Consider the following 26,368-nt stretch of genomic DNA (forward strand, 5'->3'; position numbering starts at 1 on the left):
GCGTATGTTATAGTTAACATACGGAAATTTGAAAGGATGTATTAACTTATGAGCAAAAGTGTTGTCATAGCTGAAAAGCCTTCGGTCGCCCGTGATATTGCGCGCGTCCTTCATTGTAATAAAAAAGGAAATGGATTTCTTGAGGGTGATAAATATATCGTAACTTGGGCTCTGGGGCATCTCGTCACACTGGCTGACCCGGAAAGCTATGATGTGAAATATAAAACATGGAAATTGGAAGACCTGCCAATGCTGCCGGAACGGTTGAAATTGACGGTCATTAAGCAGACTGGAAAACAGTTTAATGCGGTTAAAAGTCAGCTTGTCAGAAATGATGTCAACGAAATCATCATCGCTACAGACGCGGGAAGAGAGGGAGAATTGGTTGCCAGATGGATTATCGATAAAGCAAAAGTCAATAAACCAACTAAACGTCTATGGATCTCCTCTGTTACCGATAAAGCAATTAAAGACGGATTTGCCAACTTGAAGCCAGGCAAGTCATATGAGAATTTATATGCTTCGGCAGTTGCGCGTTCAGAAGCGGATTGGTATATCGGCCTGAATGCAACACGGGCTTTAACAACCAGGTTCAATGCCCAATTAAACTGCGGCCGTGTACAAACGCCTACAGTTGCCATCATTGCTGCCCGTGAGGAAGAAATCAGGAACTTTAAACCGCAAACCTATTACGGTATTGAAGCCCAAACGACAAATCAACTAAAGCTGACTTGGCAGGATGCAAAAGGCAACAGCCGCAGTTTTGATAGAGAAAAAATCGAAGCAATCGTAAAAAAACTAGGCAGACAAAATGGTGTTGTTACGGAGATTGAGAAAAAGCAGAAGAAAACTTTTTCACCAGGTCTGTATGATTTAACAGAACTGCAGCGCGATGCCAATAAAATTTTTGGATACTCGGCAAAGGAAACGTTAAACATTATGCAAAAGCTTTACGAGCAGCATAAGGTGTTAACCTATCCACGTACCGATTCGCGGTACCTTTCATCCGACATTGTTGGGACGCTTCCAGAAAGGTTGAAAGCTTGTGCAATAGGTGAATACCGTCCGTTGGCAAATAAAGTGTTAAGTAAACCAATCAAGGCTTCCAAGGCCTTTGTTGATGACAGCAAAGTATCTGATCACCATGCGATTATCCCAACAGAAGGGTATGTGAATTTCTCTGCCTTTACAGATAAAGAGCGTAAAATTTATGATTTAGTCGTGAAGCGCTTCTTGGCTGTACTATATCCTGCCTTTGAGTATGAGCAATTAACGCTTCGTGCAAAAATCGGTGATGAGAACTTCGTTGCTAGAGGGAAAACAATTTTATCTTCGGGCTGGAAGGAGGTATATGCCAATCACTTTGAAGATGAAGAGGCTGGAGATGATCTGAAAGAACAGATACTGCCTCGCATTGAAAAAGGCGATACATTAAATGTGAAACTGATTGCGCAAACATCCGGCCAAACCAATCCACCTGCACGTTTTACTGAGGCAACATTGCTGTCGGCAATGGAAAACCCTGTGAAGTACATGGAAACAACTAATAAACAATTGGCAGAAACATTAAAGTCAACCGGCGGACTCGGTACTGTTGCGACTCGTGCTGACATTATCGATAAACTGTTCAATTCTTTCTTAATCGAAAAGCGCGGGAAAGATATTCATCTTACTTCCAAGGGCCGTCAGTTGCTGGATTTAGTCCCGGAGGAGCTTAAATCTCCTGCATTAACTGCAGAATGGGAACAAAAGCTTGACCAAATTGCTCATGGCAAGTTGAAAAAAGAAGTATTTATCAGCCAAATGAAAAAATACACTAAAGAAATTGTTGCTGAAATTAAAGCAAGCGATAAAAAATACAAGCATGACAATATTTCCACAAAGAGCTGTCCGGACTGTGGCAAGCCAATGCTTGAAGTGAATGGCAAAAAAGGCAAAATGCTTGTGTGCCAGGATCGCAAATGCGGCCATCGCAAAAATGTTGCCCGCGTTACGAACGCCCGCTGTCCGCAATGCCATAAGAAATTGGAGCTGCGTGGAGAAGGTGAGGGTCAAATTTTCACATGTAAATGTGGTTATCGTGAAAAACTCTCCGCTTTCGAAGCACGCCGTAACAAAGAGTCTAAAGGGAAAGTAGATAAACGCACAGTTCAAAAGTACCTGAAAAACCAGGACAAAAGTGAAGAACCGTTGAATAATGCATTGGCAGAAGCATTAAAAGGGTTGAAATTTGACTAAGATCCAAAACGGGGGCTATTTAAAAAGAGTAGCCCCTTTCATTCGTTATTCTGCTAAAGTGCTATTGTGGTAAAATTCAGAAAATTAAATTGACATTTCAAGGATTCTTCCGATACAATTATTATCAAAGGAATAATTTTTAGAATGGATGATATGTCATGTGGCATCACCATAAAAACAATCAAATGTCTAATAATGAGGCTGGACTCCGAATCTGATTGATGAGGAATCCAGCCTCTTTCTTTATTTTACTAAAGTGGTAGAGGAGTGGGATGGATGATTACACTAACAGGCAATAGTTTAACTTTGGACCAAATGAAGGATGTACTGTATAGAAACCAAAAGGTTCGCGCTTCTGATGAAAGTATGAAGGCAGTGGCAAAAAGCCGTGAAGCAGTCGAACGAATCGTTTCGGAAAAAAGAGTTGTGTATGGAATTAATACTGGGTTCGGCAAGTTTAGCGATGTCTTAATTGATCAGGCCGATGTTCAGGACCTCCAGCTAAATTTGATTCGTTCCCATGCCTGCGGTGTGGGGGAGCATTTTCCGAAGGTAGTCGCAAAAGCAATGGTGCTGTTACGAGCAAATGCTTTATTGAAAGGTTTTTCCGGAATCCGACCAATGGTTATTGATAGACTGATTGACCTTGTAAATAAGGATATTGTCCCGGTGATTCCTCAACAGGGCTCCTTAGGTGCAAGCGGTGACCTGGCCCCATTATCCCATTTGGCATTAGTCCTAATTGGCGAGGGTGAAGTGTTTTACAAAGGGCAGCGGATGGAGTCATTAATTGCATTGCAACAGGAGGGAATCCAAACTGTCACTCTGGAAGCGAAAGAGGGGCTAGCACTTATCAATGGAACCCAGACGATGACGGCGATGGGAGTCGTCGGCTACTTAGAAGCTGAACAATTGGCATACGAAAGTGAGCTTATTGCTTCCATGACAATTGAAGGATTACACGGGATTATTGATGCTTTTGCGGAAGAAGTTCATATCGCACGGGGCTATCAGCAGCAAATTGATACAGCAGCCCGGATTAGAAATTACCTAAGTGACAGCCTGCTGACAACGATGCAAGGTGAACTGCGTGTCCAAGATGCCTATTCGTTACGATGTATTCCGCAGGTGCACGGTGCCTCGTGGCAAGCGCTTGATTATGTAAAAGAAAAACTGGAAATTGAAATGAATGCAGCGACAGATAATCCACTGATTTTTGACAATGGGGAAAAAGTTATTTCTGGTGGAAACTTCCATGGCCAGCCAATTGCGTTTGCGATGGATTTTATGAAAATTGCTGTGGCGGAGCTGGCCAATATTTCGGAGCGGAGGATTGAACGGTTAGTGAATCCGCAGTTAAATGACCTGCCGCCATTTTTAAGCCCGCAGCCGGGATTGCAATCGGGGGCGATGATTATGCAATATGCCGCAGCTTCTCTTGTTTCGGAAAACAAGACATTGGCCCATCCGGCAAGTGTCGATTCCATTCCGTCTTCGGCTAACCAGGAAGATCATGTCAGCATGGGCACCATTGCATCAAGACATGCGTATCAAATTATTCAAAATGTACGAAGGGTCCTCTCAATTGAAATGATTTGTGCGATGCAGGCAGTGGAATACCGTGGTGTCGAAAAAATGGCCACGCACACCAAACATTTTTACGAAAAGGGCAGGGAACAGGTACCATCGATGAAGCAAGATCGCATTTTCTCAAAGGATATCGAAAAAATGGCGGAGTGGCTTAAAACCGTCGAGATTTCTCAATTCATCAGAAGTTTGACACATTAAGAAAAGGCTGCCATCATGGGCAGCCCTATTGGAATTGAAGAGGCGCCTACTCCGTCTGGTCCGGAAGCCAGCGGCCGGTATCCTGCCGCTCCTCTTCTTCTTCCATTCTATTTTTAAATGCCTCTTGGACGACGATTAGCTCTTCATCCCCTGGTGCTTCTTCCGATCGTGATCATGTGACAAAGAACGACATCACCAACAACAGAAACAATAATGCTTATGATAATCGTTCTAAGATGAGAGTTGCTGATGAGGCAGCTAAAAAAGTAGCAGACTTGCCAGAGGTGGACACTGCAAATGTTATTGTGACAGGAAATAATTCATATGTAGCAGTAAAGCTTTCACCTACATCCCGAAATAAGAATACTTATAATATTGAGGATAAGATTTCACAAATAGTTAAATCCACTGATCCTGACATTGATTACGTTTATGTATCGGAAAACCCTGATTTTTATGATCGAATGAACAAATATGCCTCAGATATTCGTAATGGTAGACCAATCTCAGGTTTCATTAATGAATTTACTGAAACCATTCGTAGAGTATTCCCTAAAGCCAAATATTGAAAAAAATGTTTGGCATATGCGAGGACACTGAAAAAGTCCTCCTAAATAATGTGAAAAAGGTATAATACCTAATATTCTGTAGGAATTATACCTTTTTTATATGAATGAAGTTAAGGCTCTTATTGATGTTATTGCCACCCTGTTGAATGAGGGTAACTCCAAAAATCATAATAAGCACCAATTTCATCCGCTAATCCAACAATTACGAAACTGACCACAAAGGCAAAAGATATTAACAGCATTCTATTACGGTCGATTAAGAATACGAACAAAATAAAAAATATTAAATTTACAATAACAATACTCCACCATTCAAGCACTAAATAAATCGTGATGAAGCCATATATCTGTTTGAAGTGAATGATATTTGCTACCCATTTTATCTATTTGGCGGTACATATTCGTTCCTCATTATTAAATGATTTTTAATAGTAATATTTTGCACCTTTTATTTTTAGCTATACTGTTATATTTATTTATGAAAAATCATTCTGAAATTAACCTGCGAGTTACTTCAAAAAGAAAAAAGACCGCTGCAACGATCTCTTTCCGGACATTGGATTTCATTTCCTAGAAGCGTAAAGATAAGCATACTAGTTTCATTTTACAAACGATTCTCACTCAAGGAACTCTTGTCTCTTTTTTGCTCAATTTTAATTTGTTTTTGCAGGTCTATTATGTCACTAAAGTTATTCGAATTTTTGTCTAAAATTAACCCCTCATCATCCGGCATTAATTTCCAGCCTTTATATAAGGTAAAACGGAGCCAAGACCCAGCAAGCCACGATGTTATAAGGGCGAGCATAACAAGAATGGCAAAAAACTCTTGATTAATAATGCCTGCTGAAAAAGCAACTGTTGAAAGTACAATTCCCGGCCCCCCTCTTGCATTCATCGCCATAGCAAAATTCATACTTGTTAAATGATCCTGGGGTATCATCTTACAAGCTAAAAACACAATAATAGATTGAGCAAGTGTAGCAATTAGCAGATATTGCAGGAAAAAGACTGGTTGAAAATGTTGCGCGAGATTTAGATTTAAACCAACAATTGCAAAGTATAGTGGAATAAACCAAGAAAATGATATATGGATAATAGACTGTTCTAATCGTTTGAATAAAGTGGAAGGTAAAGTTAATTTTGCCCCAATACCTGTTAATAGCGCCCCAAACATGGTATCCACTTTTAAATAACCTGCAATCGAACAAATTACAAAGAGGATAAACAAGAAATAACCAACATTAGAAGCTCTAAATAGGAAATTTCCATTTCGAATGGTTAATTTCTTAAATAAAAAGTGGAGAATAACCAAAGTACCAATAATAAACGCTAAAGTAATGCCAATACTTGAAAAAACTGCTTTTGCGGAAACAGGGGCTGCACTACCTACGACTGAGGTTGCAATTCCTAGAGCTACCCAAAGTAATATATCATGGACTCCGGCAATCGCTATCACTAGTTTTGCAAATCTTGAATGCATAATCCCCAGGTCGTTAAAGATTTTTGAAATTACAGGAATAGAGGTTACAGCAATTGAAATAGAAATAACAATCTTGAGTGCAAACTCATTGTTAGCTGGCCCAAGAAATTGTTTAAAATCAATTAAGTAGGTAGCAAGCCAGCCAATTGCAAACGGGAGAATAGTTGAGGCAAGAACAATCGTAGTTACGATTTTACCGTCCCCACTTTTAAATTTGTTGTGAAATTTTAATCCTGAACAGAACATGAGTAAAGTAAGACCAATTTGGTACATAAGTCCAAACATGCGATCTTCTTGTGGAAAACCAGCAAAAAGCCAAGTGTAGATATGAGGAAAAAAGTAACCAAGCAATGATGGACCTATTACCAGTCCTGCTGAAACTTCACCAATTACACGAGGAATCATTATTCGTTGAGCAAGATACCCTAGTAAATGAGCCAACCCTAACAAAATTGCCATCGCTAACAAAAGGTGGCTAAGATCTATAGAACTAAAGTTAAACAACGTCAACCCTCCTTTTTTCTGCTTTTTATTATAACTATGACAACCCCTAAAAAGCGGAAGGGCTAATGTACAAGTACTCGGAAATTATAAGATATCCAAGGAGGTTACAATAAAAAAGGCAGAAATAACTATTTGCATAAATAATTTTTATTTTAGGTCACATACTAAAAGAAAAATTAGGAGTGAAAATAATGAAAAATGTTGTCCTGTTTTTAACCCTCTATCTCTTACTGGGTTTTAATCAACTTACTGCCAATGCCCAAGAAGCTAAGCCCCTGGAAGCAATCAGTATGGAAAAAGCGAAACAAATTGCACTACAAAAAGTCAAGGGAACGATTGTGAGTTCTCACACAGAGAAAGACGATGGAATGACGAAATATGAATTTATCATTCAAGCAAAAGATGGAAAATATGAAGTTGAAATTGATAAAGCAACCGGAAAAATTTTAGAAGTAGAGAAGGAAGGAACAGGAAGCCCTGGCAGGGATGATGATGATCAAGACGAGCCTAATGATGATTAATCTTGTGACAATATCAAAGGTAAAATTCAGTTAAAGCGGGTTACAACTAATGACAAAAAAACTAATCATTTTATGTTTATTTTTAAGCAGTTTCACGTTTATATCAACGACCACCCATGCAAAAAAGGAACCTTTATTACAAACAAAAAAAGAAATATACGATCCAGAAATGAATTGTACAAAAAAGATGCATTTGACTTTGGAGCAGCAGAAACAGCTTGACCAAATTTATAGTAAAATCCGTCAAGATTACAGTGAGTTAATTAGCGTTTACTCTCAGGTGGGGGCTTTACCACCTTCGCAAGTAAAGCTGCGCCATGTCATGTTAAATAATTATATTAAAACTTTTTATAAAAGAAATTATCGCTGGTGTTCGGAGCATGAGTCTGATGAATGGGAAGAAGAATGGTACAATAACGATAATGATTAAGAGTCAGAGGATACACCTCTGATTCTTTTTTAAGTTGTCCTGCATAAAATAAACTAAGGTGGGATGATCATGTATTTAGTCGTAGGGATTGGAGGAATAATCGGTTCCTTTCTTAGATTTAGCATTTCTGAATGGTTTTTAACCTTAGGATATATCTCTGTTGCTGGAACATTATGTGTAAATTTAATCGGATGTTTTATGTTAGGGCTTGTTCAAGGCTGTGCAAGAGTTTTTGAATTACCACCCTGGTTGGTAACGGGTGTTGGAACTGGATTAATTGGCGCATTTACGACCTTTTCTACTTTCAGCATAGAGGTTGTTCGTTTTTTAGAGCAAGGAAACATCATGCTTGCGTTATATTACATATTAATTAGTTCCGTGGGAGGATATTTCTTAGCGAACATGGGATTCTCGCTAGTGACCTATAAGAAAAAAGAGGTGTAACTGACATGGTTAGCCAAATTGGAATGGTAAGTCTAGGCGGTTTTTTCGGAGCAATCGCTAGATACTATTTAAGTCAGCATTTTTCGAGGTTTAGGTTATTCCCTTTGGGAACTTTTCTTGTGAACACAACTGGTTCATTTTTAATGGGTATTCTAATGGGGTGTGACTGGGTATCCAGCGCTCATCGGCATTTAATCGGTTCAGGATTTTTAGGGGCATACACAACCTTTTCTACATTTAAATTTGAACTGTCTATGCTAAAAAGGAATCATAGAGATTTTCAATTCTGTCTTTATTTCGTAAGCAGCTATTTTCTTGGGATTGGATTGGCGTTTTTTGGATATTATTTAACAAAGTATATTTTCAACTAATAATTGAGCTTTACGTTTCTAAGTTTGTGGCAAAATTCATCTTACTTGAAACTCCCCAAAAGACATGTTAAATCCATTATATACCTCTATTTGATAATTTTCGCCGGCTGGTATATTTTCCAAAATGATTTCAAAACTCTTCGAAACCTTATAATCACCATAGACCACCACTTGGCCATATACTTTTCTTTTTCCCCACCAATTCATTTTTTTTACAATCGAATAACGAATGGGTACCTTTTGGAGAGCTACCTCTTGTAAAACATTAATAGATATGGATTCACTTACAACCGTAAAGGTCTTGCTATAAAAACAACAGCAGTCGACACCCAATCCCCATTGGATCCAACCCTCTCTTTTTTTTCTAAAACTTTTCCTAATCATTAAATACATTAAAGTGAGAGCACCGGCTAATACAATATAAACACTCATTTTACAATTCACATCCCTTTGTTCTATTTTTTGACCAGGGTTGTCTTTAAATTGAACTTAATTGCACATGTAGGTCCCTTGGAGGAACAGAAGTACTTCGAGCAGATTAATGTTTGTCCAACAACTACACAGCTTATTTGATTCAAAGATATAAACGGATAAGCGGAACCAATAAAAAAGACAAGCCCTAGGTAACAAGCTAAAGGAAAGCCGGATATTAACATTCACTTTAACTTAAAAATCCCCACTTTGTGGCCTAATAACAAGTTATGTTAAAGAAAAAAATAGTGAAGGGCCATAATCTAATTTTGCAGACAAGTTTTATTAGCATAAGGTTCCATCTTTGATGGATCCTTTGTAAGCGAAAAAAGTCCCAACCTTTTGAAGGCAGGGACTTGAAGTTTTATTTAGTTAACTTGTTAAAGGCGATGCAACTAACAGGAATGTCGTTAACCAATGAAGTAATTTTCTCAGGCCATTTTCGTTAGACATATACATCGTGGGAAGTTACTCAAATAGATAGCGAAGATAAAAATTTGGATTTAAACCATTTCTTTTGCCATCTTTTTAATTCATTCATTGCTATTTATATTGTTACCCCACACCTCGTATCCATATGGTATTGGCGAGGTTCTTTTTTTAAGAATTAGAAATCTGTTTATAGCACCTTACTTAAGAAAGCCTTTGTTCTCTCATGCTGAGTGTTTCCAAATAATTGATTCGGTTCATTTTCTTCTACAATATACCCTCCATCCATGAAAATAACACGATCGCCAACTTCCCGGGCAAATCCCATTTCATGTGTAACAACGACCATTGTCATTCCTTCTTTTGCAAGCTGCTTCATAACCTCCAAAACATCACCGACCATTTCCGGGTCAAGTGCAGAAGTCGGTTCGTCAAACAGCATGATTTTGGGATTCATGGCTAGTGCTCGAGCTATGGCAACTCGCTGTTTCTGTCCGCCAGATAGTTCTCCCGGATAACTGCTAGCTTTTTCTCTCAATCCAACCTTATCAAGTAACTCAAGGGCCATTTTTTCAGCCCCCTCTTTACTAATAGAAAGAATTTTAATAGGGCCTAACGTGATATTTTCTAAAACTGTTTTGTGTGGGAACAGATTAAATTGTTGAAATACCATTCCAACCTCTTGTCTAACCTTATTTATATTAATTTTTTTGTCCGTGATATGGTGTCCGTTAATCACTAATTCACCACCTGAAATTTCTTCCAGGCCATTTAGGCACCGAAGGAATGTACTCTTTCCTGATCCAGACGGGCCAATTACACATATGACTTCTTTTTCTTGCACATTTGCATTAATATCTTTTAAAACCTCTAGTTTCCCAAATGATTTGCTTAAGTTTTTTACTGTTATAATGCTCATCGAACCTGAATCCTCCTTTCAACAAAATTAGCAAGAAGGGTTAACAAATAAATAATGATAAAATAAATGATCCCTAAGTATTCCAAAGTGGCTTGTGTTTTAATGAATTTGATTCCATATCCTGTTTAAATCTAAAGGCACATAGATTTTATTACCATGAATTTCTCTATGGATAATAGGATTGGCAAAGCTCTGATTTAATCTATCAATTAATTAAAATTCTTGTGATTCGGATAAACATAAATAGAAATTGTTCTTGCAACCAGCTCTTATCTCTCTATTTATACAATGGAGGATGAACATGAACGGTTTGTCAAAAACATATTAAAAATGGCCTGAATTTATTACATATTCCTCATGTGCGGAAGTTGGCCGAACAATATCAGGGGTATGGGTGCAGCTTCTGTTCCAAACCAGCAAAATTTAAGTTATTTTATAGCTTTCCTTTAGAAATCCCAAATCGAAGAATTATGAAGAAATAGAAGTATCATAAAATTATTAAATTAATAATTTCGAATCTCCATAGTTTTTAAGGGATTAGGGAGTAATACAATAACACCAAAGTTAAGCCCGTCTATCGACGGGCTTAATGTATAATCAAAAAATTGAATGGAGGATGGGGAATGATTACATATGTAAAGTTAAAAAAGCAAATCTTTCTTCAGATATACGGTCAAAAATTAAGGAGTTACATATGAGGAATAATTGGTATAATTTCTTTTGTATTGGCTATGAGAACAATTAAAGTAAATATCTTTTTAAAACAAGAACTGTGTTTGGTTATCTATTATTGCGTTGAGCATTACTTTTAACTTCTGGATGGAATTAATTATGTTCTGGTTCGTCCCTTTTCTTACTACATTTCAAATTATAAATATTGGGCAGAAATGGGGGAACATTCAGGTTTAAAAAATGAAAAATGAATTATATACTAGCAGAAATACTTTTGGTAATCGAGTAGAAAGATTCTTTTTACATCCTCATCATGACAATTTTCACTTGGTACATCATTTGTTTCCAGCAATTCCTCATTATAACTTAAAAAAAGCTCATTTAATCTTAATGCAGGATCCAGCATATAAGGAGGCTCACCATTGTACAGGATTTTTCACATCATTCCTTCCTGGTTTTTATAGTGTTATAGAAGATATATGTGGCCAGTATCTAGACATTTGATCAAAAGAAAACTAGCTAATTTTTTAGAAAGGGGAGAACATTATGCTAGCAGCACTACTTCATGGATTCGTATTAGCCTTTGGGTTAATCCTTCCCCTTGGTACTCAAAATGTATTTGTTTTTAACCAAGGGGCTTCTCAACAAAGGTTTAGAGGAGCAATCCCTGTGTTGATTACGGCATCTCTGTGTGATACATTACTCATTTTGTTAGCGGTATTAGGCGTTTCTGTTATTGTGTTAACAGTTCCGGTGTTGCAAACAGTCATCTTTTCTATTGGACTATTATTTCTCTCCTTTATATGGGGTGGTCTATTTGGGAAAAGCGATCCTGCAAACTTAAATCAAAAGGAAGTAGCTATGTCACCTAAGAAACACATTATGTTCGCTATGTCAGGGGTAGTAACAACTAAATGACCCAAAACATACGCTAAGAAATTGTTCAGATAATCAGGACTGGATGAACACCTTATAAATAATGAATTTATTAAGCTTTAATACTCCTTGAAATGTCCAATAACTCATACTGAAATCTATGTATAGAAATATCTGTTTTAATTAAGTTAATGAACAGATTTATATCCTTAGCGTATGTTTTCCGCGTTTTGTTGGTTGGTGCCCTGTCAGTATCTTTACTTAATCCCCACGCCAACCTTGATACGATTGGTATAATGGGGACTAATTCTCTTAGGTACACAGGTTCAGAAAAAGTGACATTCACTACTGCTTGTATTGCTGTTTCGTGGATTTGGTTTTTGAGTCTTGCAATAACCGGTAAGGTAATCGGCAACCTTGATACAAAAGGTACTTTTTTAAAAATGATAAACAAAGTGTCAGCGATAATTATATGGGGTGTAGCTCTATACATAGCCAAGCAGATGTTCGATATCTTCTAAAAAGAACAGAGTTATAAAAGACAAGTGTGAGTTATTTATTTTAAGTATCTGAGCAATTTATTTATTTTACGAATAATAAGTAAAAGACGGTCATTTCTTAGTTGGAATTATCGGCTTTATTTATGTGAAAATTTCCTTATCGTAGGACTCCTTAGAATGCAAATTAGCATTTAATCCAAGTAACAAGCCCCTCCTTTTGTTATTTTAGACAAAGCCACCCTTAGGGAGGGTAGCTCCGGAATATGGACAGTTTTATTCAGTAATATAAGTATTCCTGAATGCGAAAAATGGAAATGGGCAAAGCGGCAGATATAAACAAAACAGGATAATAACATGGTACTAGATGGATTAGATAATAAATAACTAAAGCCTTTTATCTCTTTCTAGGAGCGTTAAACATAAGGAAATCAGCCTATTCCTAAGATTACAGTGGAACATAGTATAAATGGAATTCATTGAAAAGAAAAAAGATATGGGGAGATGTGAGCTTTGAAGGGTATGGAAAAATGCTCATCATGTGGAATGTATTTTTGGAAAAGTCAACTTTCATCATTACCAAATGGTTTATTTCGTTTTAACCAGAAATATTGTCCACAATGTTTTCCTGATGTGTTAGAAACACATACCGAGCTTTATTATAAGTATAAACCTCCTTGGAGTGAAGTTTATTTAGATTAAATATAGGATTAGTTATTTTGGCGTTGGATGGTTTCATTATTGCGATAGGTTTTAATAGATTAGGATTAAAACCATTCTTTTTTTCATGTTTAACCATTTGGCCTTATCGGGATTATTGTTTCCTTAATAGTTAGCCCCTCTAATAGCTAACTGGATATTTTAGAAATCGTGCAATGTTTAAAAAGGTCACTTTTTAAAATTATAATATAGAATTGGAACGCATTGGTAGACCAAAGGCTTTAACTTTTTAAAAGTGGTATAAAAGGTCTTACCTAAGGGCAATTATTAGGCAAGTTTAAAGCCTTGGTCTTATCAGAGTTTGTGCTTATTTTTATTGAAAAACAACACTAAAATTCAGAGTTTTTACAATTCGACCATTTATCTCACTCGCCATTTGACGTAATTTTGGGGTTGTTGGATGTTTCTTGAATTTGACGATTATTTCATTCTTATTATAGTGGCTCACATTTTTTCATTATGTTTAATGAGAAAAATGGAAGGATCATTCCTTAAGTCCTTCTTAATCGTTTCACCCATAGCGATACTATTTATATGAAGAACATGTCTTTCGTTTTCAACATTCTGTACTCTAGCGATTGACGGATTTAATCTGTTGTTGACCGTTTCATTTTCTAAGTTACGTGTGTTTCTTGTATTTTGAAACAGGAATATTGACCCAATGGATAAAAGCATAATTATAGAAACGGTGATAACTGATCTAGTTATTTTGTCCACACATAACACTCCTCAGAAAGATTATTAGTATTAGCTTGTTTTAATGTAAGCGTAAAATAATCCCCACCTGTGAACCAGGCGGGGATCGCGTTATTATTTAGGTAAGTTTTTAAAATCTCTACAAACAATTGGAAGTGTTGTTGACCAAGGCAGCACTTTATCCAGGGCATTTTTATCTGTTAGATCAATGTTGGGTAACCTCCCAAAAAGAAAGCGAAGATAACAATATGGATTTAACCCATTTTCCTTTGCTGTCTCCACAATACTATAAATAATTGCACTAGCCCTTGCACCTCTCGGTGTATTTGAGAATAAGAAGTTTTTTCTTCCAATCACAAAGGGCTTGATTGAACGCTCACTTCGATTATTATCAATCTCCAAACGTCCATCCTCTAGGTATGCCACTAATTTATCCCATTGATTAAGACAGTAAGTTACCGCCTGACCTAAAGCACTTTTTGGTAACGCTTGTTGCTGCTGTATTTTTAGCCATGACAAAAAAGCATCCAAGACCGGCTTGCTGCGTTCTAAACGTTTTTCGTATCGTTCTGCATGGGATAATTCTTTTAGATCACGCTCAATGCGATATAGTTGGTTACAGTATTGGAGACCTTCTATTGCTGCTGCTCCTGATGTCAGACGCTTTGAAGAAGGCAATACTTTTAAAGCCTCATCAAATTTACGTCGAGCATGGGCCATGCAACCGACTAGTTTTACATTAGGTACCTTATGGTACCCGGCGTATCCATCAACCTGTAAATATCCTTTAAACCCTGACAGGAATTTCTCGGCATTTTTACCTGACCTAGTTTCCTGATAATCGTAAAGGATGATTGAAGGTCCTTCCTTTCCAGTGCGGTAGAGCCAGAGATATGATTTTGACGTGGCTGGCCGACCGGGTTCGTGAAGTACCTGCAGAGTCGATTCGTCCGCATGCAAAATATCCTTTTCCAAAAGAAGTTGATGCATGCGATCATAAAGTGGACTCAACCACCGGCTGGCCCCGTGAATCATCCAATTGGCAAGAGTTTGGCGTGATAACGGTACCCCCAATCTGGAAAATTGCTTTTCTTGGCGATATAATGGCAGCCCATCCACATATTTTTGATTCATAATATGTGCCATTAGAGATGGAGATGCTAAACTTCCCGAATGAACCGGTCTAGGCATTGGTGCTGTTACAATCGGAGTTTCCAATTCCTCTCGCTCACAATGGCGACAAGAATAAATGTGTTGAATATGCTTGACCACTTTCAATTCCGCAGGAATGTATTTCAGTTCCTGGCGTACTTGCGTACTCATTTCATGTAGGTTTCCACCACAACACGAACAAACCTGCTCTTCAGGGGATAGACGATAGTCAATCGTCTCCACAGGCAAGTTTTCTAACATCATTTCACGTTGGCCGCTAACTTTGCGGCGCCGTTGATAGGTAATGGAGTCCAAAGTAGGTTCTGGCAAATCTGGATTGGCTTCTTTTTCGACTTCATTGAAAAGTTCCAATTGATCGGGGTTAGTTCTTTCGCTGGAAAAGCCGAATCTATTTTTCTGCAGAAGGCGAAGCTGTTCTTCAGTCCATTTTAATTTTGCCTCTAACGAGCTCTGCTTTTTTAGCTTCGCCTCTAATTCTGCATTTTGCTTCTCCAGCATTTCCAAGCGTTGCAGAAGTTCTTCAATTGTAGGGGTTGGGGTAGTAGAATTCACTGTCTTTTTCATAAATTTATTATACGACAAAATGGGCGAATTCCCTGATTTTTCATTATTTAAATTACTGTTCTTGCCGTTACAACAGGGTGAGCATGTTTTTGTTCCAATGATAATCCATCGAGGAGCCACCGCAATTGTCGAGGACTAATTTTCAAAGGAGCTGTACTATTACTTTCAGATGGCCAATGAAAATTTCCTCTCTCCAGCCGGCGATAATAAAGCCAAAAGCCGTTATGCTCCCACTGAAGAATTTTTAACTTGTCCCGCTGCCGGTTACAAAAAACAAATAGACTTGAAGAAAAGGGATCTAGTTCGAATTCTTCTTTTACAAGAGCAGCCAATCCATCGATAGATTTCCGTAAATCTGTGCTACCTCGTGCGAGGTAGACACGATCTACCGTAACTTCTTTTAACATACTGATTTCAATGCCTTTACTACTTCCGCCAGTAGTTTTGGATTGAAGCCAGGTTTAACCTCGATGGATGCTGAACCAACTTTAATATTTAATGTTTCATTTTGTTGCTCATCAGATTCTTCTAATGCTATCGGTATCCACTTGTTATTGGATTTTTGGCTTGAATCAGAACTATCGATTTTATAAAGCCAATACTTTAACTGATGAATACTTATTTCATTGATTTCACACCATTTGGATTGGGTTAGACCACTCGTCTTGTAAAGGGCGATCCTCCGCTCCCATTCTTTATACAATTCTAGATTATTTCTCTTGGACATAGAAAACCTCCTCAAACCTTGATTTGAAGAGATTATCTCACAGGTACTATATATGTTAATAGGTGGATTCTATTTGACGCTTACGTTTTAATAACAGGAATTTAAATGGTGGGAATGGATGGAAATGAGGTAATAATTTGCGTTAAACCATCATTTGATTTTGAAATTTTTACAGTATAAAAAATTGGGCCATAAGAAAAGATATAATGGTGTTGAAAAAACCAATAGGAGGAACTAAACATGCCACAACAAGTAGATACAAATCAATTAAAGAAAGCGGAAGCATCAGTTGCACTTAGTAAGGAGCTTATTAATCAAGCAATTCAACAATCTGCTGCGGATGAACTACAATGTGAAGAAGCTTTAAAACAAGCTGCCGCTGAAATAGCTCAAGCTCAAACAATAGTAAGTCAGGCTCAATCGTCTCTTCAAGCCCATTCAAATCAACAATAAAAATAATGTCACGCATAAAAACGCTGATCGAGATCAGCGTTTTTATTATGGAGACAATTTTTCAACATGGCAGTAGTGGCTAAAATTAGAAAACATAAAAAATCATCTTTCCTACCATAATAAAATTCGTAACATAGAAAAAATCACAAGGAGGATTTTCATGACAGTTATTACCCAAGTAAAACAGACATTAGCAGGATTAAAAAGTGCACAAGCAAGTTTTGAAACATTTGCTCTTGGTACAGATAATCAACAGGCAAAGCAACTTTACCAAGATGCTGCTAAACAAACCCAATCCGTTATTGACAGCTTTGAACCACGCATTCAACAAATCGAACAAGAAGAACCTCAATACAAACAACAATAATTAACAAAAAAGGTTGGTTGAGAGGCCAACCTTTTTTAGTCTAAATAATGGAAAAAACGGAGATGGTTTCATGAAGGACAAAATAACCAAAGTAAAAATTGTTCTTTCAATCATTGTAGTTATCGGGTTTGCAACAGGATGTAACGGTAACCAAAATCAATTGGATGAGGATCATAATGAATTAGCTATTTCACAAGTGCATACGAGTAAACCCATTGATCAATCTATTGCAAATAGAGCTAAAGAAAAGATAATCACCAAGAAAGAAATTTCAGATGTTAAGGCTGTGAATACAGATAAAGAGCTTTTTGTAGCAATAAAAGTCGATAATTTTGATCGCTTTCGATTAAAGAAAATTGAAAAGTCAATAAAGTCTGACTTAGAAAAAATGTACCCCAACCATGAAGTAATTGTTTCAACAGATAAAAAAATGTTTTGGGAATTGGAACAATTAGAACAAAAACTCCAAAAAGACAACACGAATATGAAAAACTTAAAAAAGGATTTCAACAAAATCAAAAATCTTATGGAAGAGCAAACGTAAAGAGAAAGGGTCAAGCTATGTCAAATAATCAAAAGAAACAACTAACCCCGGTGCAACAAGAATATCAAAAATTGCAAAAAAATCGTGAGATCAAAAGACCCGTTTTTAAAAATTGTATAAAGGCCTTTTTAACAGGTGGTCTGATTTGTCTTGTTGGCCAGGTTATTCAAGACTTATACATTTACTATTTTAATTTCACAGACCAAACGGCTGGAAATCCAACTGTGGGTACATTAATTTTTATTGCTATGCTGCTTACAGGTTTTGGGGTTTATGATCGAATTGCTCAATTTGGAGGAGCTGGTTCGGCAGTTCCAGTTACTGGTTTTGGTAATGCTGTCATTTCAGCTGCTATTGAACATCGAACCGAAGGTTTTGTATTAGGTGTCGGAGGCAACATGTTTAAATTAGCTGGGTCGGTCATATTATTTGGTGTTTTTTCTGCATTTGTTATTGCTTTAGTAAAGACGATTTTAATAAGGTGGGGTGGTTTATGATGCTCGCAGGTCATCGTACATGGATCTTCGAACAAAAACCTGTGATACTTTCTACTGGAACAGTTGGTGGGCCATTTGAAGCAAACGGAGCGATCGCAGAAGATTTCGATCTCCTTCATGCTGATTTATGGCTTGGACAGGATTCCTATGAAAAGGCACATAAAGTCCTTTTTGAAGAAGCCTGTCAAAAAGCCATGGAAAAAGGGGGCATCCAAAAAGATCAAGTTCAATTTATCCTAGCTGGGGACCTAATCAATCAGATCACCCCAACAAGTTTCGCTAGTCGAACAATTGGAGCCCCGTATTTTGGTTTATTCGGTGCCTGCTCTACGTCAATGGAAGGACTGGCTCTAGGTGCTTATATTGTGAATACAAAAGGAGCTAAATATTTGCTAACCGGGGCATCTAGTCATGATACAGCTGTTGAAAAACAATTTCGTTATCCAACTGAATACGGTGGTCAAAAACCTCCTACTGCACAATGGACCGTCACCGGTGCCGGCGCGGCCCTTTTAAGTGATTCTGGAGAAGGACCTCGTGTCACTTCTGCCACAATTGGACGTGTGATTGATATGGGTTTAACAGATCCATTTAATATGGGAGGAGCTATGGCGCCAGCTGCGGTTGATACCATTGAAGCCCATTTAAAGGAACGAAATATTAAGCCATCTTATTACGATTTAATTATAACCGGGGATCTGGGCCAGATTGGACAGGAAGTTTCCATGGATCTATTTAAAAAGCACGGAACTCCTATTAGTGAAGAGCAATACCAAGATTGTGGTCTTATGATTTATCGGGAGGGACAACCTGTTTTAGCAGGGGCAAGTGGTGCAGGCTGTTCAGCAACGGTGGTTTACGGTCATTTGTTAAACCGCATGAAAAAAGGAGAATTTAAACGAATATTAGTTGTAGCAACAGGTGCTTTACTATCACCCCTGTCTTTTCAGCAAAATGAAACCATTCCTTGTATTGCCCATGCAGTGTCGATTGAATACGGAGGTGAATAATGAATATGATCTATTTTTGGGCTTTTGTCACAGGTGGTTTGATTTGTGTGATCGGGCAAATTATGTTTGATGTATTTAAATTGACTCCTGGACATACCTTAAGTGCACTTGTAGTGATGGGTGCCCTTTTAGATGGTTTTGGACTATACGAGCCTTTGATTGATTTTGCTGGGGCTGGGGCTACAGTACCTATTACAAGCTTTGGGAATGCACTTGTTCATGGAGCTATGCAAGAAGCTGAACAACATGGTTTCGTTGGGCTTATGACGGGTATATTTGAAGTCACAAGTGCCGGTGTTTCTGCTTCTATTATTTTTGGATTTCTAGGTGCGCTGATTTTTAAACCAAAGGGATAAGGAGGATATGGAATGACAATTGCATCAGATGTAAAACAGTCACTTGCCAGCCTTAAAGGTGTAGAAGCCAGTCTTTCAAGTTTAGCCTTACGAACTCTAGATAATGAATCGAAACGTACATTACATGAAACCATGATGATTATACATGAAGTAGTTACAGATTTAAAAAAACGAGTTGGAGAATTAGAACGAGAAGAATTCCAATATAAAGGATTTTAAATAAGTTACTAGGAGGTGTTATGCAGTGCCTGATTGGTTAGATGTAGTAGTGCGGTCGTTGGTGTTTCTAACTATTCTTTTTCTTATAATAAAATGGCTAGGAAGAAAACAACTATCTCAAATTTCTTATTTTGAGTATGTTACTGGTATAACTATAGGTAGTATTGGGGCAGAAGTTGTTACGGGTCTTGAACAAAGTATTTTTTTGGGTGTTTTAGGGATTGTAACCTTTGCAACTGTCCCATTTTTAGCTGGATTGATTTCTTTAAAGAGCAAAAAATTCCGGGACCTTATAGAAGGGAAAGGTACTATTTTCATCAAAGATGGAAAAGTGATGGAGGATAATTTGAAAAAGGAAAGATATACAACGGACGAAATGTTAGAATTGCTTCGAAAGAAGAATGTCTTTCAGGTTTCTGATGTGGAATTTGCAGTATTAGAGCCCACTGGAGATTTATCTGTCATGTTGAAGAAAGAGAATCAACCTTTGACGGCCAAGGCGCTAAACTTGAAGCTCGCTTCAGTCAAGGAGCCTCAGACTGTTATTATGGATGGCCATTTATTGGATGAGCCACTTGCCACGATTGGACGAAGTCGGGGTTGGTTACACACAGAACTGGAAAAATTAGGAGTTACAATTGAAAATGTCTTTCTTGGACAGGTAAATTCCTATGGAGAATTAACTGTTGACCTTTTTGATGATAAGCTGCAAGTGCCATCTCCTCAAGAAAGACCTTTAATTCTTTCGACGATGAAAAAATGCCAAGCGGATTTAGAATCATTTGCACTTGGAACAGAAAATAAGGATGCTAAGATATTATATGAAAAAAATAGTGAAAAACTACAAAAAGCTATTGATAAAGTCACCTTCATCTTACAAAGTTAGGTTACTAATTTACTTTCTGTTTCAGTATAGAGTTATTCATATATCGCTTTAGGTTATGTCAAAAGCAGAGAGTAGAACGAACTCGTAAGGGTGGACAGAGTATTCTGTCAGGAGCCATTTTTAATGACGGTAAATTCGGAAACGAAAGTTTCGGTGATGAATATATTTCGCAACCGAAACTTTCGTTTCCTTTTTATTTTCGCCATATTAATTGGCACTTTATGGATATAAGTTCCATTGAAATCTATTGTTGTTTGTATTATTCTCAATAAAAGAAAAAGGACCGACAAGGTCCTAAAAACGGTAGTCATCAATGACTCTCTCTACGGAGTCTTCATCTACCAATTCTTGTTTTCTGGAAACGGCATCAAGCAGGCATTCTGTACATAAACGGTTAGTTAAGCGTAGAATGCCCCTTGTTTCCTTGTATATCTTCTTTAAGGATGCTTCAGTGAAAATCTGCCGATTTTCACCAGCGTTTTCTAACTGATGAGTAATGTACTCACGCGTTTCATCATATGTGAGACCTTCAAGGTGGAATCGAGTGTTAATCCGTTGTGAAATGGCTTCTAAACTTCGTAAACGCAGCTTGTCTCGTAATTCTGGCTGCCCAACCAAGATTAGCGCTAGCGGCGAAAGAGAGTCAATTTCAAAATTTGTTAGAAAACGAATCTCCTGCAACATCGATGGAGATAATAAATGCGCTTCGTCAATGATTACGACGGGCGTTTTCTTTTTATTTTCATAGATATCCATCAATGCCGTTTTGAATTGCCTCTTTAAATCACTAGCTAAAAACATAGGTTCAATTCCCACTTGGAGAAGCATCTCCCGATAAAAGTCGCGTGGCTTCAAAGCTGAATCCGATAAATAAAGAAATACATGCTGATTTGCTTCTAATCGATCTTTTAAATCTCGAATCGCTGTAGACTTACCTGCCCCAACCTCGCCGGTAATCAAGCCAAATGAACGTTGTTGAATCATAAAGGTCAGACGCGCTTGCAGTTCTTTAAATTGCTTGGTCATAAACAAATGTTTTGTTTGAACATCCTTTTGAAAAGGGGTAAAGTTCCATCCAAAATGTTTAGAAATCATCTATTTTTCTCCCTCCACAAGGGATTGATAACTTAATGCTCCTCGCTTTTCTTTTTGTTTTGTTTCATGACTAGGCGCAGTTAATTCAAGAAAGTTTAAGCCGGATTCTTCGCTTGTTTGAATCAATTCTTCAGATGCTGCTTTTTCATGTTTTGGCCGTGAAAGATTCAAGGGAATGGCACTCTCAAATTGTTTTCCGTCAAACCAAACTTCTAATTTTTCTAGATCATTAGGATTAAAACGAATCGTGATGTATTCTCCGACAAGCTGCGATTCCACCTCATACTTGTTCCCCTGAAAGGAAATACAACCGGTTTTATCCACCTTTCGTTCCTCTTCCCAATAAAATGCCTTTTTTAATTCATCAAAGGAAACAGAAACCGTAGGTTGCTCACATTCTTCCCATCTTTGTTTTGGTGTCTGTTTTGTTTCACCATGCTTTCGCTCATGGTAAATAGATTCTTTCCAAATATGAAAATAGCGATTTAACTGCTCTATAGATTGAATCCTTCCAGATTCTATTAAGTCATAAGCCTCCGGCTTAAATGATGAATCTACAAATTGAAAGAATCGCTCAATTTTCCCACGCCCCTGGGGCCTTCTCGGGGTTGAATGTGAAAGCTTAATCCCCAATCTTGCACAGGTAGTTTCTAATGCCTTTGCTCGATAAATTGCTCCATTGTCGACATAGATTTGCTCGGGCTTTCCGTGGCTCATTATGGCTTTAAATAAACAGTCCTCTAACTGTGCCCCTTTTTCATCAAAATAGAACTGCCCATGCACGATATGCCTAGAATAATCATCAATAAATGCAAATAGTTTTGCTACTCGCTTTTTGCTTGAGTCCTTCGGATCCGGTAAATAAAGAGTGTGCTGCACATCGCCTTGCCAACAAGCGTTCCGATAAGGAAATTCAAATCGGCGAAATTGCCTTCCTTTTGGTGACTTTTGTAATTTCTTTCGGGTAATTCCTGCTTTGCGCAACTGTTTAGATAATGTACTTTCTGAAATAGATCCTGGCTCTATTACTTCTGCCAATTCCATGATTCGAATAATCTGTTGAACGGAGCGCTCTGGACGCTCTGTTTTCAATAGTATGGCTTGTTCAAGCACATCGTTTGAAACAGCTCTCGGAGCGTATCCGCCCCGTTTAGATGGTTTCAAAGCTTCGAATCCACCTTTACGATAAAGTTGCAGGTAGCGTTCTAATGTACGGATCCCGACTTTTTGCAACTCCCCATATGGATTAAGATGCTCACTCTCTGCAATATTCCGAAGCCTTTGTGCCTGCTCTCCATTTGGAAGCTCTCTTGTTACGATTTCGGCAATTAGGCCGAAACGGTATAAAGCAATATCATTTCTTAACTTTTCATCCATTAAAAACTCTCCTTTTCATAATTAAAATTCTTATATGTTCCATTTAATAATGATTACAAATAGAAAGGGAGAGTACAGATTTTGTGGGAACATTAGTTTCGAATAGGGGAAATGAGCTAAAATTACCCCGAAGGGGTGGAAAATAAGGTTCGGAAAGGAATATGGCAAAACAGTGGGAATGGGCAATAATGGATTTGGAGGTTTATATTCTATGGATTAGTTGATTTATCCATTTGAAGAAGCCACAGAAAGGGTAAGGGGCACTGGGATGAAATATTTTCCATGCCAATGGTAAGAGGAATATAAGTGCTTGTTCATCTGTTAATGGTTTTATAGCTTGAAAATCAAACGCAATTGGATGATTCTCAACTATATTTGAAAGGAGAAAATTTATCAGTTTGCTTTTTTTATTCTTCCAAATCCCATCCCATTTTTTAACCGTCTTATAACTGATGCCCCCAATTACATTTGTAGAAATATACGTTTGAATTTGGTTATAACTTTTTCCTTTTGCATACCGTAAAAGCCATGCTTTTTGAAGAATTTCCTCACTATGCACATGGTATCGAAAAAGAAAATCAGGCAATAAAGAAAATGTCTTTCCACAGGCAGGGCAAAGCCAGCGATAAATAGGGATTTTTATAATTTTATTTCTAGTTACGACTGATCGATAGTAGCGGCCATGTCTGTATAATTTCCTTTGACAGTCAGTGCAACCCTCCTCACATATCGGAGGTACATCCTGGTAAAGCCGTAGGTAGCCCTTGACTGTCTTACCAAGATATCTTACTCTATTCATAGTTTATTAGTTCAATCTGCCTCGAAGATACTGCAATCTCTTCGGGGTATTTTTTTGTCCTCCTCCCGCCAGGGAATTATTTGTATTTTTACATTGTCGCATAATATTCTCTAATTGTACCGACATAAAATTTTCCTAAAACAATAAAAAACACTGCCATTGAAAGTGGCAGTGGACAGTATTCCATTTCCCAAAAAATTTCGGTAAAAAGGCGCGCATTAACATCTTGGGTATTCCGTGCCTATGCATCAAGGAGGTAAACAACACCTCCTTGTACTTACCCGTAAGATTTCATTATGGATTTATGGAAACGGTTTAAAGAAGGGAGTTTTTAAATTTATAAGTAATAAACTTGTCTTGTGGAATTAAATTTATTCTTTCCAGTCACCTAAAGTTAAATTCATAAACAAATTGAAACTTTTCCAAAAAAACTTTTGGAGATTATACTCAAGCATAAGCAATTATTGTGTTGCATGTAAAAAACAACTTACAGGTATTATTTGAATGCCTAAATAAATATCATTCTGAAAGTTTAAGTTCATAATAAAGTTTGGTAAGAAAAAAATAAAGATAGCATTTGACAGTATTTCCGGTAAAATGTAGGGGTTCCATTTGGCAATCGAGAAAGATGATTTTTCCAAAAATATCTTGCCCAAGAATTACATATTCCTATAGTCTTCAAAAAAAGACATCTCCCTTTATAATTCACGGTTACCTTAACCCATCAAAATTTAAACCGGCGTGCTGAAGGAATTAGAAGCATTCGGATGCATAAGCAGCCGCCCACTTAAAATACAATGACAGATTTCAATCGAAAATACCCGCCTTTACCTGGAGGTTGGCGAGCAAAAAAATATCATTTTGGAGGAATTAATAATTATTATTGAAAATCAATTCTTTTTCAAAATACAGTCTTTCCTACCAAAAATAGAAGAGGCGTTTTCCTTAATGCATAATAAAGTATTCATAGCTAACGATAGAGGTTATATTTCGATACATTGTCAGGACAAATTGTTTGAAAATGAAAAGCAAATTCACATTGTTTATGAAATTCCGTTAACAGTCTTCCTTTAGGTCATTACAAAATATTCCAATTAAATTCTTGTATTGGTTCATAACTTTTATCCTTCTTCTGAAATCCTACCCTTGTACATATATTAGCAGTAAAAAACGTTAAAAGGTGAGATTTATATAATTCAGAAAGTATCGGCTGTTTTTATAGGTAGTCTCCTATTAAGTATAGGAATAAACGGTTTCTTAGTTCCCCATCATCTGTTAGACGGAGGAGTAACAGGAATTGCTCTCATACTACATTATTACTTTGGGTTTCCAACAGGTTTAGCTATGTGTCTTTTAAGCATTCCTATATGTATATATGCTTGGGTCTATGAACGAAACTTCTTTTATAATAGCTTTCTTGGTCTGATTATTGCCTCTATAATAATTGATTTGTTAGAACCTTTAAGAACAAAATTTTTACTTTCTATTTTTCCTAGTGTGTTGTTAGGAGGGGCATTTATTGGAATAGGAGTAGGGATAATGTTCCGATATAAGGCAAGCACTGGAGGAACAGATTTGTTAGCCCAAATTATTTCGAAATCATTTTCTATAAATATAGGGGTTGTTATTTTGATGATAGATGGATTAATTGTAGCAGTCGCTTTTAATACACTAGGATTAAGAGCATTTCTTTTTTCTTGTTTAACCATTTGCTTCATCGGACTTATTACTTCACTAATGGCTAGACCCATCGAATAACCGAATAGTTAATTAACATTAATTTCAGCAGTAGCATAAGCAAGCGATACAACAGCAACAGTTAGGACAAATGATGGAGTGACACTATTATGAATACTAATAAATCATTATTGCTTGAAGCGTTACTCGTAACAAGGGAAAAGAGGTTCTTTGCTGGTTGTCAGGACACCCTCTTTTGGTGCTTAAAGGAAAATCTATCAATCTTGAAATAAAAGTAATACCGATGCATCCCTTGAAGATTGCAAAATTGGACAAAAAATTCAAGGGATAAGGAACCGTTTTATATACAGTATCTAGTACTAAACGCTCTTCTAAGTCATCAGGAAACATCAAAGAATAAATTTTTCGGGGCGCATTACTGTGATGGATTTTTTTATAAAAGGGTAATGCCGACAAACAAATGATACACTAAGGTATTTTCAGAAAAAAAGGCGTCTATGCGACTAAAGGGCGCATCGATCCACCTCAATCCCGAATGTATTTGGTAAACATCTGACACAGTACGTTATTTTTCCGGTACTTAAAAAAGGGTCAGGAAAATTGCTCTATCGGCTGTGGGCTTCGAACCCTTGCCAATAGGAGGATAATATCTTTTGCCTATGCTAACCCCCTCCAGTGTCCTCTCCTTCCCGTTATAACAATAAAATGAACAAGATCAATTGAGCAAGTTACTATTTTTATGGATTAAGGCTTGGCACACCAAATGAAAAAGCTAATAGAAAGGGTATAGAGGATATGGATATCAGTAAGGACCAATTAACGTACTAACCAATTGACCACCTACCCAGTACTCCTGCTAGAAAGGGGTTGTTTACAAAATAGGGTCTCCAGAAAAATGGAGGTCTTCAAAAAATGAGTCTCCTTATATTCGTTCATCTGTACTTGCATATTTCTTTGTTGAGGTATAACTTGCGCTTC

Annotated in this window: 28 protein-coding genes and 1 pseudogene; 19 read left to right on the top strand and 10 right to left on the bottom strand. The window is 37.3% G+C overall.

Going from position 1 to position 26,368, the window contains the following annotated elements:
* The first annotated feature begins 48 nt into the window (after positions 1-48).
* From ACZ43M_RS06225 to ACZ43M_RS06235, 3 genes are all read left to right on the top strand, one after another.
* Positions 49-2,238: a DNA topoisomerase III gene (locus tag ACZ43M_RS06225; protein ID WP_464506552.1), complete on the top strand. Its 2,190-nt coding sequence runs from the start codon at positions 49-51 to the stop codon at positions 2,236-2,238.
* Positions 2,239-2,514: 276 nt separating this feature from the next.
* A complete protein-coding gene (gene hutH, locus ACZ43M_RS06230; RefSeq protein ID WP_464506553.1) occupies positions 2,515-4,026 on the top strand; it encodes a histidine ammonia-lyase in 1,512 nt (503 codons plus the stop codon).
* A 176-nt stretch (positions 4,027-4,202) separates the two neighbouring features.
* Positions 4,203-4,595 (top strand): YhcN/YlaJ family sporulation lipoprotein, encoded by a 393-nt coding sequence (locus ACZ43M_RS06235; protein ID WP_464506554.1) that lies wholly within the window; start codon positions 4,203-4,205, stop codon positions 4,593-4,595.
* 604 nt (positions 4,596-5,199) lie between these two features.
* Here ACZ43M_RS06235 and ACZ43M_RS06240 read toward each other — a convergent pair.
* Complete coding sequence (locus ACZ43M_RS06240; protein ID WP_464506555.1) at positions 5,200-6,579, bottom strand: cation:proton antiporter; 1,380 nt, start codon at positions 6,577-6,579, stop codon at positions 5,200-5,202.
* 191 nt (positions 6,580-6,770) lie between these two features.
* Between ACZ43M_RS06240 and ACZ43M_RS06245 the strand changes: the two genes are divergently transcribed.
* The 4 genes from ACZ43M_RS06245 (at position 6,771) to ACZ43M_RS06260 (ending at position 8,345) form a co-directional block, all read left to right on the top strand.
* Positions 6,771-7,100, top strand: coding sequence for a PepSY domain-containing protein (locus tag ACZ43M_RS06245; protein ID WP_464506556.1), 330 nt, complete (start codon positions 6,771-6,773; stop codon positions 7,098-7,100).
* A 49-nt stretch (positions 7,101-7,149) separates the two neighbouring features.
* Positions 7,150-7,530: a DUF2680 domain-containing protein gene (locus tag ACZ43M_RS06250; RefSeq protein WP_464506557.1), complete on the top strand. Its 381-nt coding sequence runs from the start codon at positions 7,150-7,152 to the stop codon at positions 7,528-7,530.
* Positions 7,531-7,599: 69 nt separating this feature from the next.
* Positions 7,600-7,974 (top strand): fluoride efflux transporter CrcB, encoded by a 375-nt coding sequence (gene crcB, locus ACZ43M_RS06255; RefSeq protein WP_464506558.1) that lies wholly within the window; start codon positions 7,600-7,602, stop codon positions 7,972-7,974.
* 23 nt (positions 7,975-7,997) lie between these two features.
* The gene (locus ACZ43M_RS06260; RefSeq protein WP_464507974.1) at positions 7,998-8,345 is read left to right on the top strand and encodes a fluoride efflux transporter FluC; all 348 of its coding nucleotides are present in this window, start codon (positions 7,998-8,000) and stop codon (positions 8,343-8,345) included.
* Between the two features lie 36 nt (positions 8,346-8,381).
* Here ACZ43M_RS06260 and ACZ43M_RS06265 read toward each other — a convergent pair whose 3' ends face one another.
* Both ACZ43M_RS06265 and ACZ43M_RS06270 read right to left on the bottom strand, forming a co-directional pair.
* Positions 8,382-8,777 carry a hypothetical protein gene (locus ACZ43M_RS06265; RefSeq protein ID WP_464506559.1) on the bottom strand — a complete coding sequence of 132 codons (396 nt, stop codon included), beginning with the start codon at positions 8,775-8,777 and terminating at the stop codon, positions 8,382-8,384.
* Positions 8,778-9,435: 658 nt separating this feature from the next.
* Positions 9,436-10,164 (bottom strand): amino acid ABC transporter ATP-binding protein, encoded by a 729-nt coding sequence (locus ACZ43M_RS06270; protein ID WP_464506560.1) that lies wholly within the window; start codon positions 10,162-10,164, stop codon positions 9,436-9,438.
* 777 nt (positions 10,165-10,941) lie between these two features.
* Between ACZ43M_RS06270 and ACZ43M_RS06275 the strand changes: the two are divergent.
* The 3 genes and pseudogenes from ACZ43M_RS06275 to ACZ43M_RS06285 all read left to right on the top strand — a co-directional run.
* Positions 10,942-11,340, top strand: a pseudogene (locus ACZ43M_RS06275) (fatty acid desaturase); the annotation flags it as partial.
* Between the two features lie 42 nt (positions 11,341-11,382).
* Positions 11,383-11,754 carry a LysE/ArgO family amino acid transporter gene (locus tag ACZ43M_RS06280; RefSeq protein WP_464506562.1) on the top strand — a complete coding sequence of 124 codons (372 nt, stop codon included), beginning with the start codon at positions 11,383-11,385 and terminating at the stop codon, positions 11,752-11,754.
* A 149-nt stretch (positions 11,755-11,903) separates the two neighbouring features.
* Entirely contained in the window at positions 11,904-12,233 is a 330-nt protein-coding gene (locus ACZ43M_RS06285; protein ID WP_464506563.1) for a LysE/ArgO family amino acid transporter, read from the top strand.
* 1,009 nt (positions 12,234-13,242) lie between these two features.
* Here the strand turns inward: ACZ43M_RS06285 and ACZ43M_RS06290 are convergent.
* From ACZ43M_RS06290 to tnpA, 4 genes are all read right to left on the bottom strand, one after another.
* The gene (locus ACZ43M_RS06290) at positions 13,243-13,377 is read right to left on the bottom strand and encodes a S8 family serine peptidase (RefSeq protein ID WP_464506564.1); all 135 of its coding nucleotides are present in this window, start codon (positions 13,375-13,377) and stop codon (positions 13,243-13,245) included.
* A 362-nt stretch (positions 13,378-13,739) separates the two neighbouring features.
* A complete protein-coding gene (gene tnpC, locus ACZ43M_RS06295) occupies positions 13,740-15,362 on the bottom strand; it encodes an IS66 family transposase (RefSeq protein ID WP_464507943.1) in 1,623 nt (540 codons plus the stop codon).
* A gap of 47 nt (positions 15,363-15,409) precedes the next feature.
* Positions 15,410-15,769, bottom strand: coding sequence for an IS66 family insertion sequence element accessory protein TnpB (gene tnpB, locus ACZ43M_RS06300; protein ID WP_464503325.1), 360 nt, complete (start codon positions 15,767-15,769; stop codon positions 15,410-15,412).
* On the bottom strand, positions 15,763-16,089 hold the full coding sequence (gene tnpA / locus ACZ43M_RS06305; protein WP_464503324.1) for an IS66 family insertion sequence element accessory protein TnpA: 327 nt from the start codon (positions 16,087-16,089) through the stop codon (positions 15,763-15,765). The genes tnpB and tnpA overlap by 7 nt, the downstream gene beginning before the upstream one ends.
* Positions 16,090-16,329: 240 nt before the next feature.
* On the opposite strand from tnpA, the gene ACZ43M_RS06310 reads away from it, so the two are divergent.
* From ACZ43M_RS06310 to ACZ43M_RS06345, 8 genes are all read left to right on the top strand, one after another.
* Entirely contained in the window at positions 16,330-16,542 is a 213-nt protein-coding gene (locus ACZ43M_RS06310) for a hypothetical protein (RefSeq protein WP_464506565.1), read from the top strand.
* A gap of 160 nt (positions 16,543-16,702) precedes the next feature.
* Positions 16,703-16,909, top strand: a complete 207-nt coding sequence (locus ACZ43M_RS06315; protein ID WP_464506566.1) for a DUF1657 domain-containing protein — start codon at positions 16,703-16,705, stop codon at positions 16,907-16,909.
* 70 nt (positions 16,910-16,979) lie between these two features.
* The gene (locus tag ACZ43M_RS06320; protein ID WP_464506567.1) at positions 16,980-17,453 is read left to right on the top strand and encodes a YhcN/YlaJ family sporulation lipoprotein; all 474 of its coding nucleotides are present in this window, start codon (positions 16,980-16,982) and stop codon (positions 17,451-17,453) included.
* A gap of 17 nt (positions 17,454-17,470) precedes the next feature.
* The gene (gene spoVAC, locus ACZ43M_RS06325; protein WP_464506568.1) at positions 17,471-17,950 is read left to right on the top strand and encodes a stage V sporulation protein AC; all 480 of its coding nucleotides are present in this window, start codon (positions 17,471-17,473) and stop codon (positions 17,948-17,950) included.
* Positions 17,950-18,960, top strand: a complete 1,011-nt coding sequence (spoVAD, locus tag ACZ43M_RS06330) for a stage V sporulation protein AD (RefSeq protein WP_464507975.1) — start codon at positions 17,950-17,952, stop codon at positions 18,958-18,960. The genes spoVAC and spoVAD overlap by 1 nt, the downstream gene beginning before the upstream one ends.
* The gene (spoVAE, locus tag ACZ43M_RS06335) at positions 18,960-19,316 is read left to right on the top strand and encodes a stage V sporulation protein AE (protein ID WP_464506569.1); all 357 of its coding nucleotides are present in this window, start codon (positions 18,960-18,962) and stop codon (positions 19,314-19,316) included. The genes spoVAD and spoVAE overlap by 1 nt, the downstream gene beginning before the upstream one ends.
* Before the next feature lie 12 nt (positions 19,317-19,328).
* Complete coding sequence (locus ACZ43M_RS06340) at positions 19,329-19,535, top strand: DUF1657 domain-containing protein (protein ID WP_464506570.1); 207 nt, start codon at positions 19,329-19,331, stop codon at positions 19,533-19,535.
* Positions 19,536-19,560: 25 nt separating this feature from the next.
* Positions 19,561-20,421 carry a DUF421 domain-containing protein gene (locus ACZ43M_RS06345; protein ID WP_464506571.1) on the top strand — a complete coding sequence of 287 codons (861 nt, stop codon included), beginning with the start codon at positions 19,561-19,563 and terminating at the stop codon, positions 20,419-20,421.
* Positions 20,422-20,715: 294 nt separating this feature from the next.
* On the opposite strand, the gene ACZ43M_RS06350 is transcribed toward ACZ43M_RS06345, so the two are convergent.
* From ACZ43M_RS06350 to ACZ43M_RS06360, 3 genes are all read right to left on the bottom strand, one after another.
* A complete protein-coding gene (locus tag ACZ43M_RS06350; RefSeq protein ID WP_464503089.1) occupies positions 20,716-21,516 on the bottom strand; it encodes an ExeA family protein in 801 nt (266 codons plus the stop codon).
* Complete coding sequence (locus tag ACZ43M_RS06355; protein ID WP_464503090.1) at positions 21,517-22,893, bottom strand: transposase; 1,377 nt, start codon at positions 22,891-22,893, stop codon at positions 21,517-21,519.
* A 202-nt stretch (positions 22,894-23,095) separates the two neighbouring features.
* Entirely contained in the window at positions 23,096-23,692 is a 597-nt protein-coding gene (locus ACZ43M_RS06360) for a DUF6431 domain-containing protein (protein WP_464503456.1), read from the bottom strand.
* Positions 23,693-24,937: 1,245 nt separating this feature from the next.
* Here ACZ43M_RS06360 and ACZ43M_RS06365 point away from each other — a divergent pair.
* On the top strand, positions 24,938-25,450 hold the full coding sequence (locus ACZ43M_RS06365; RefSeq protein ID WP_464507976.1) for a YitT family protein: 513 nt from the start codon (positions 24,938-24,940) through the stop codon (positions 25,448-25,450).
* Positions 25,451-26,368: the final 918 nt, after the last annotated feature.

This window comes from Neobacillus sp. B24 (assembly GCF_055381825.1).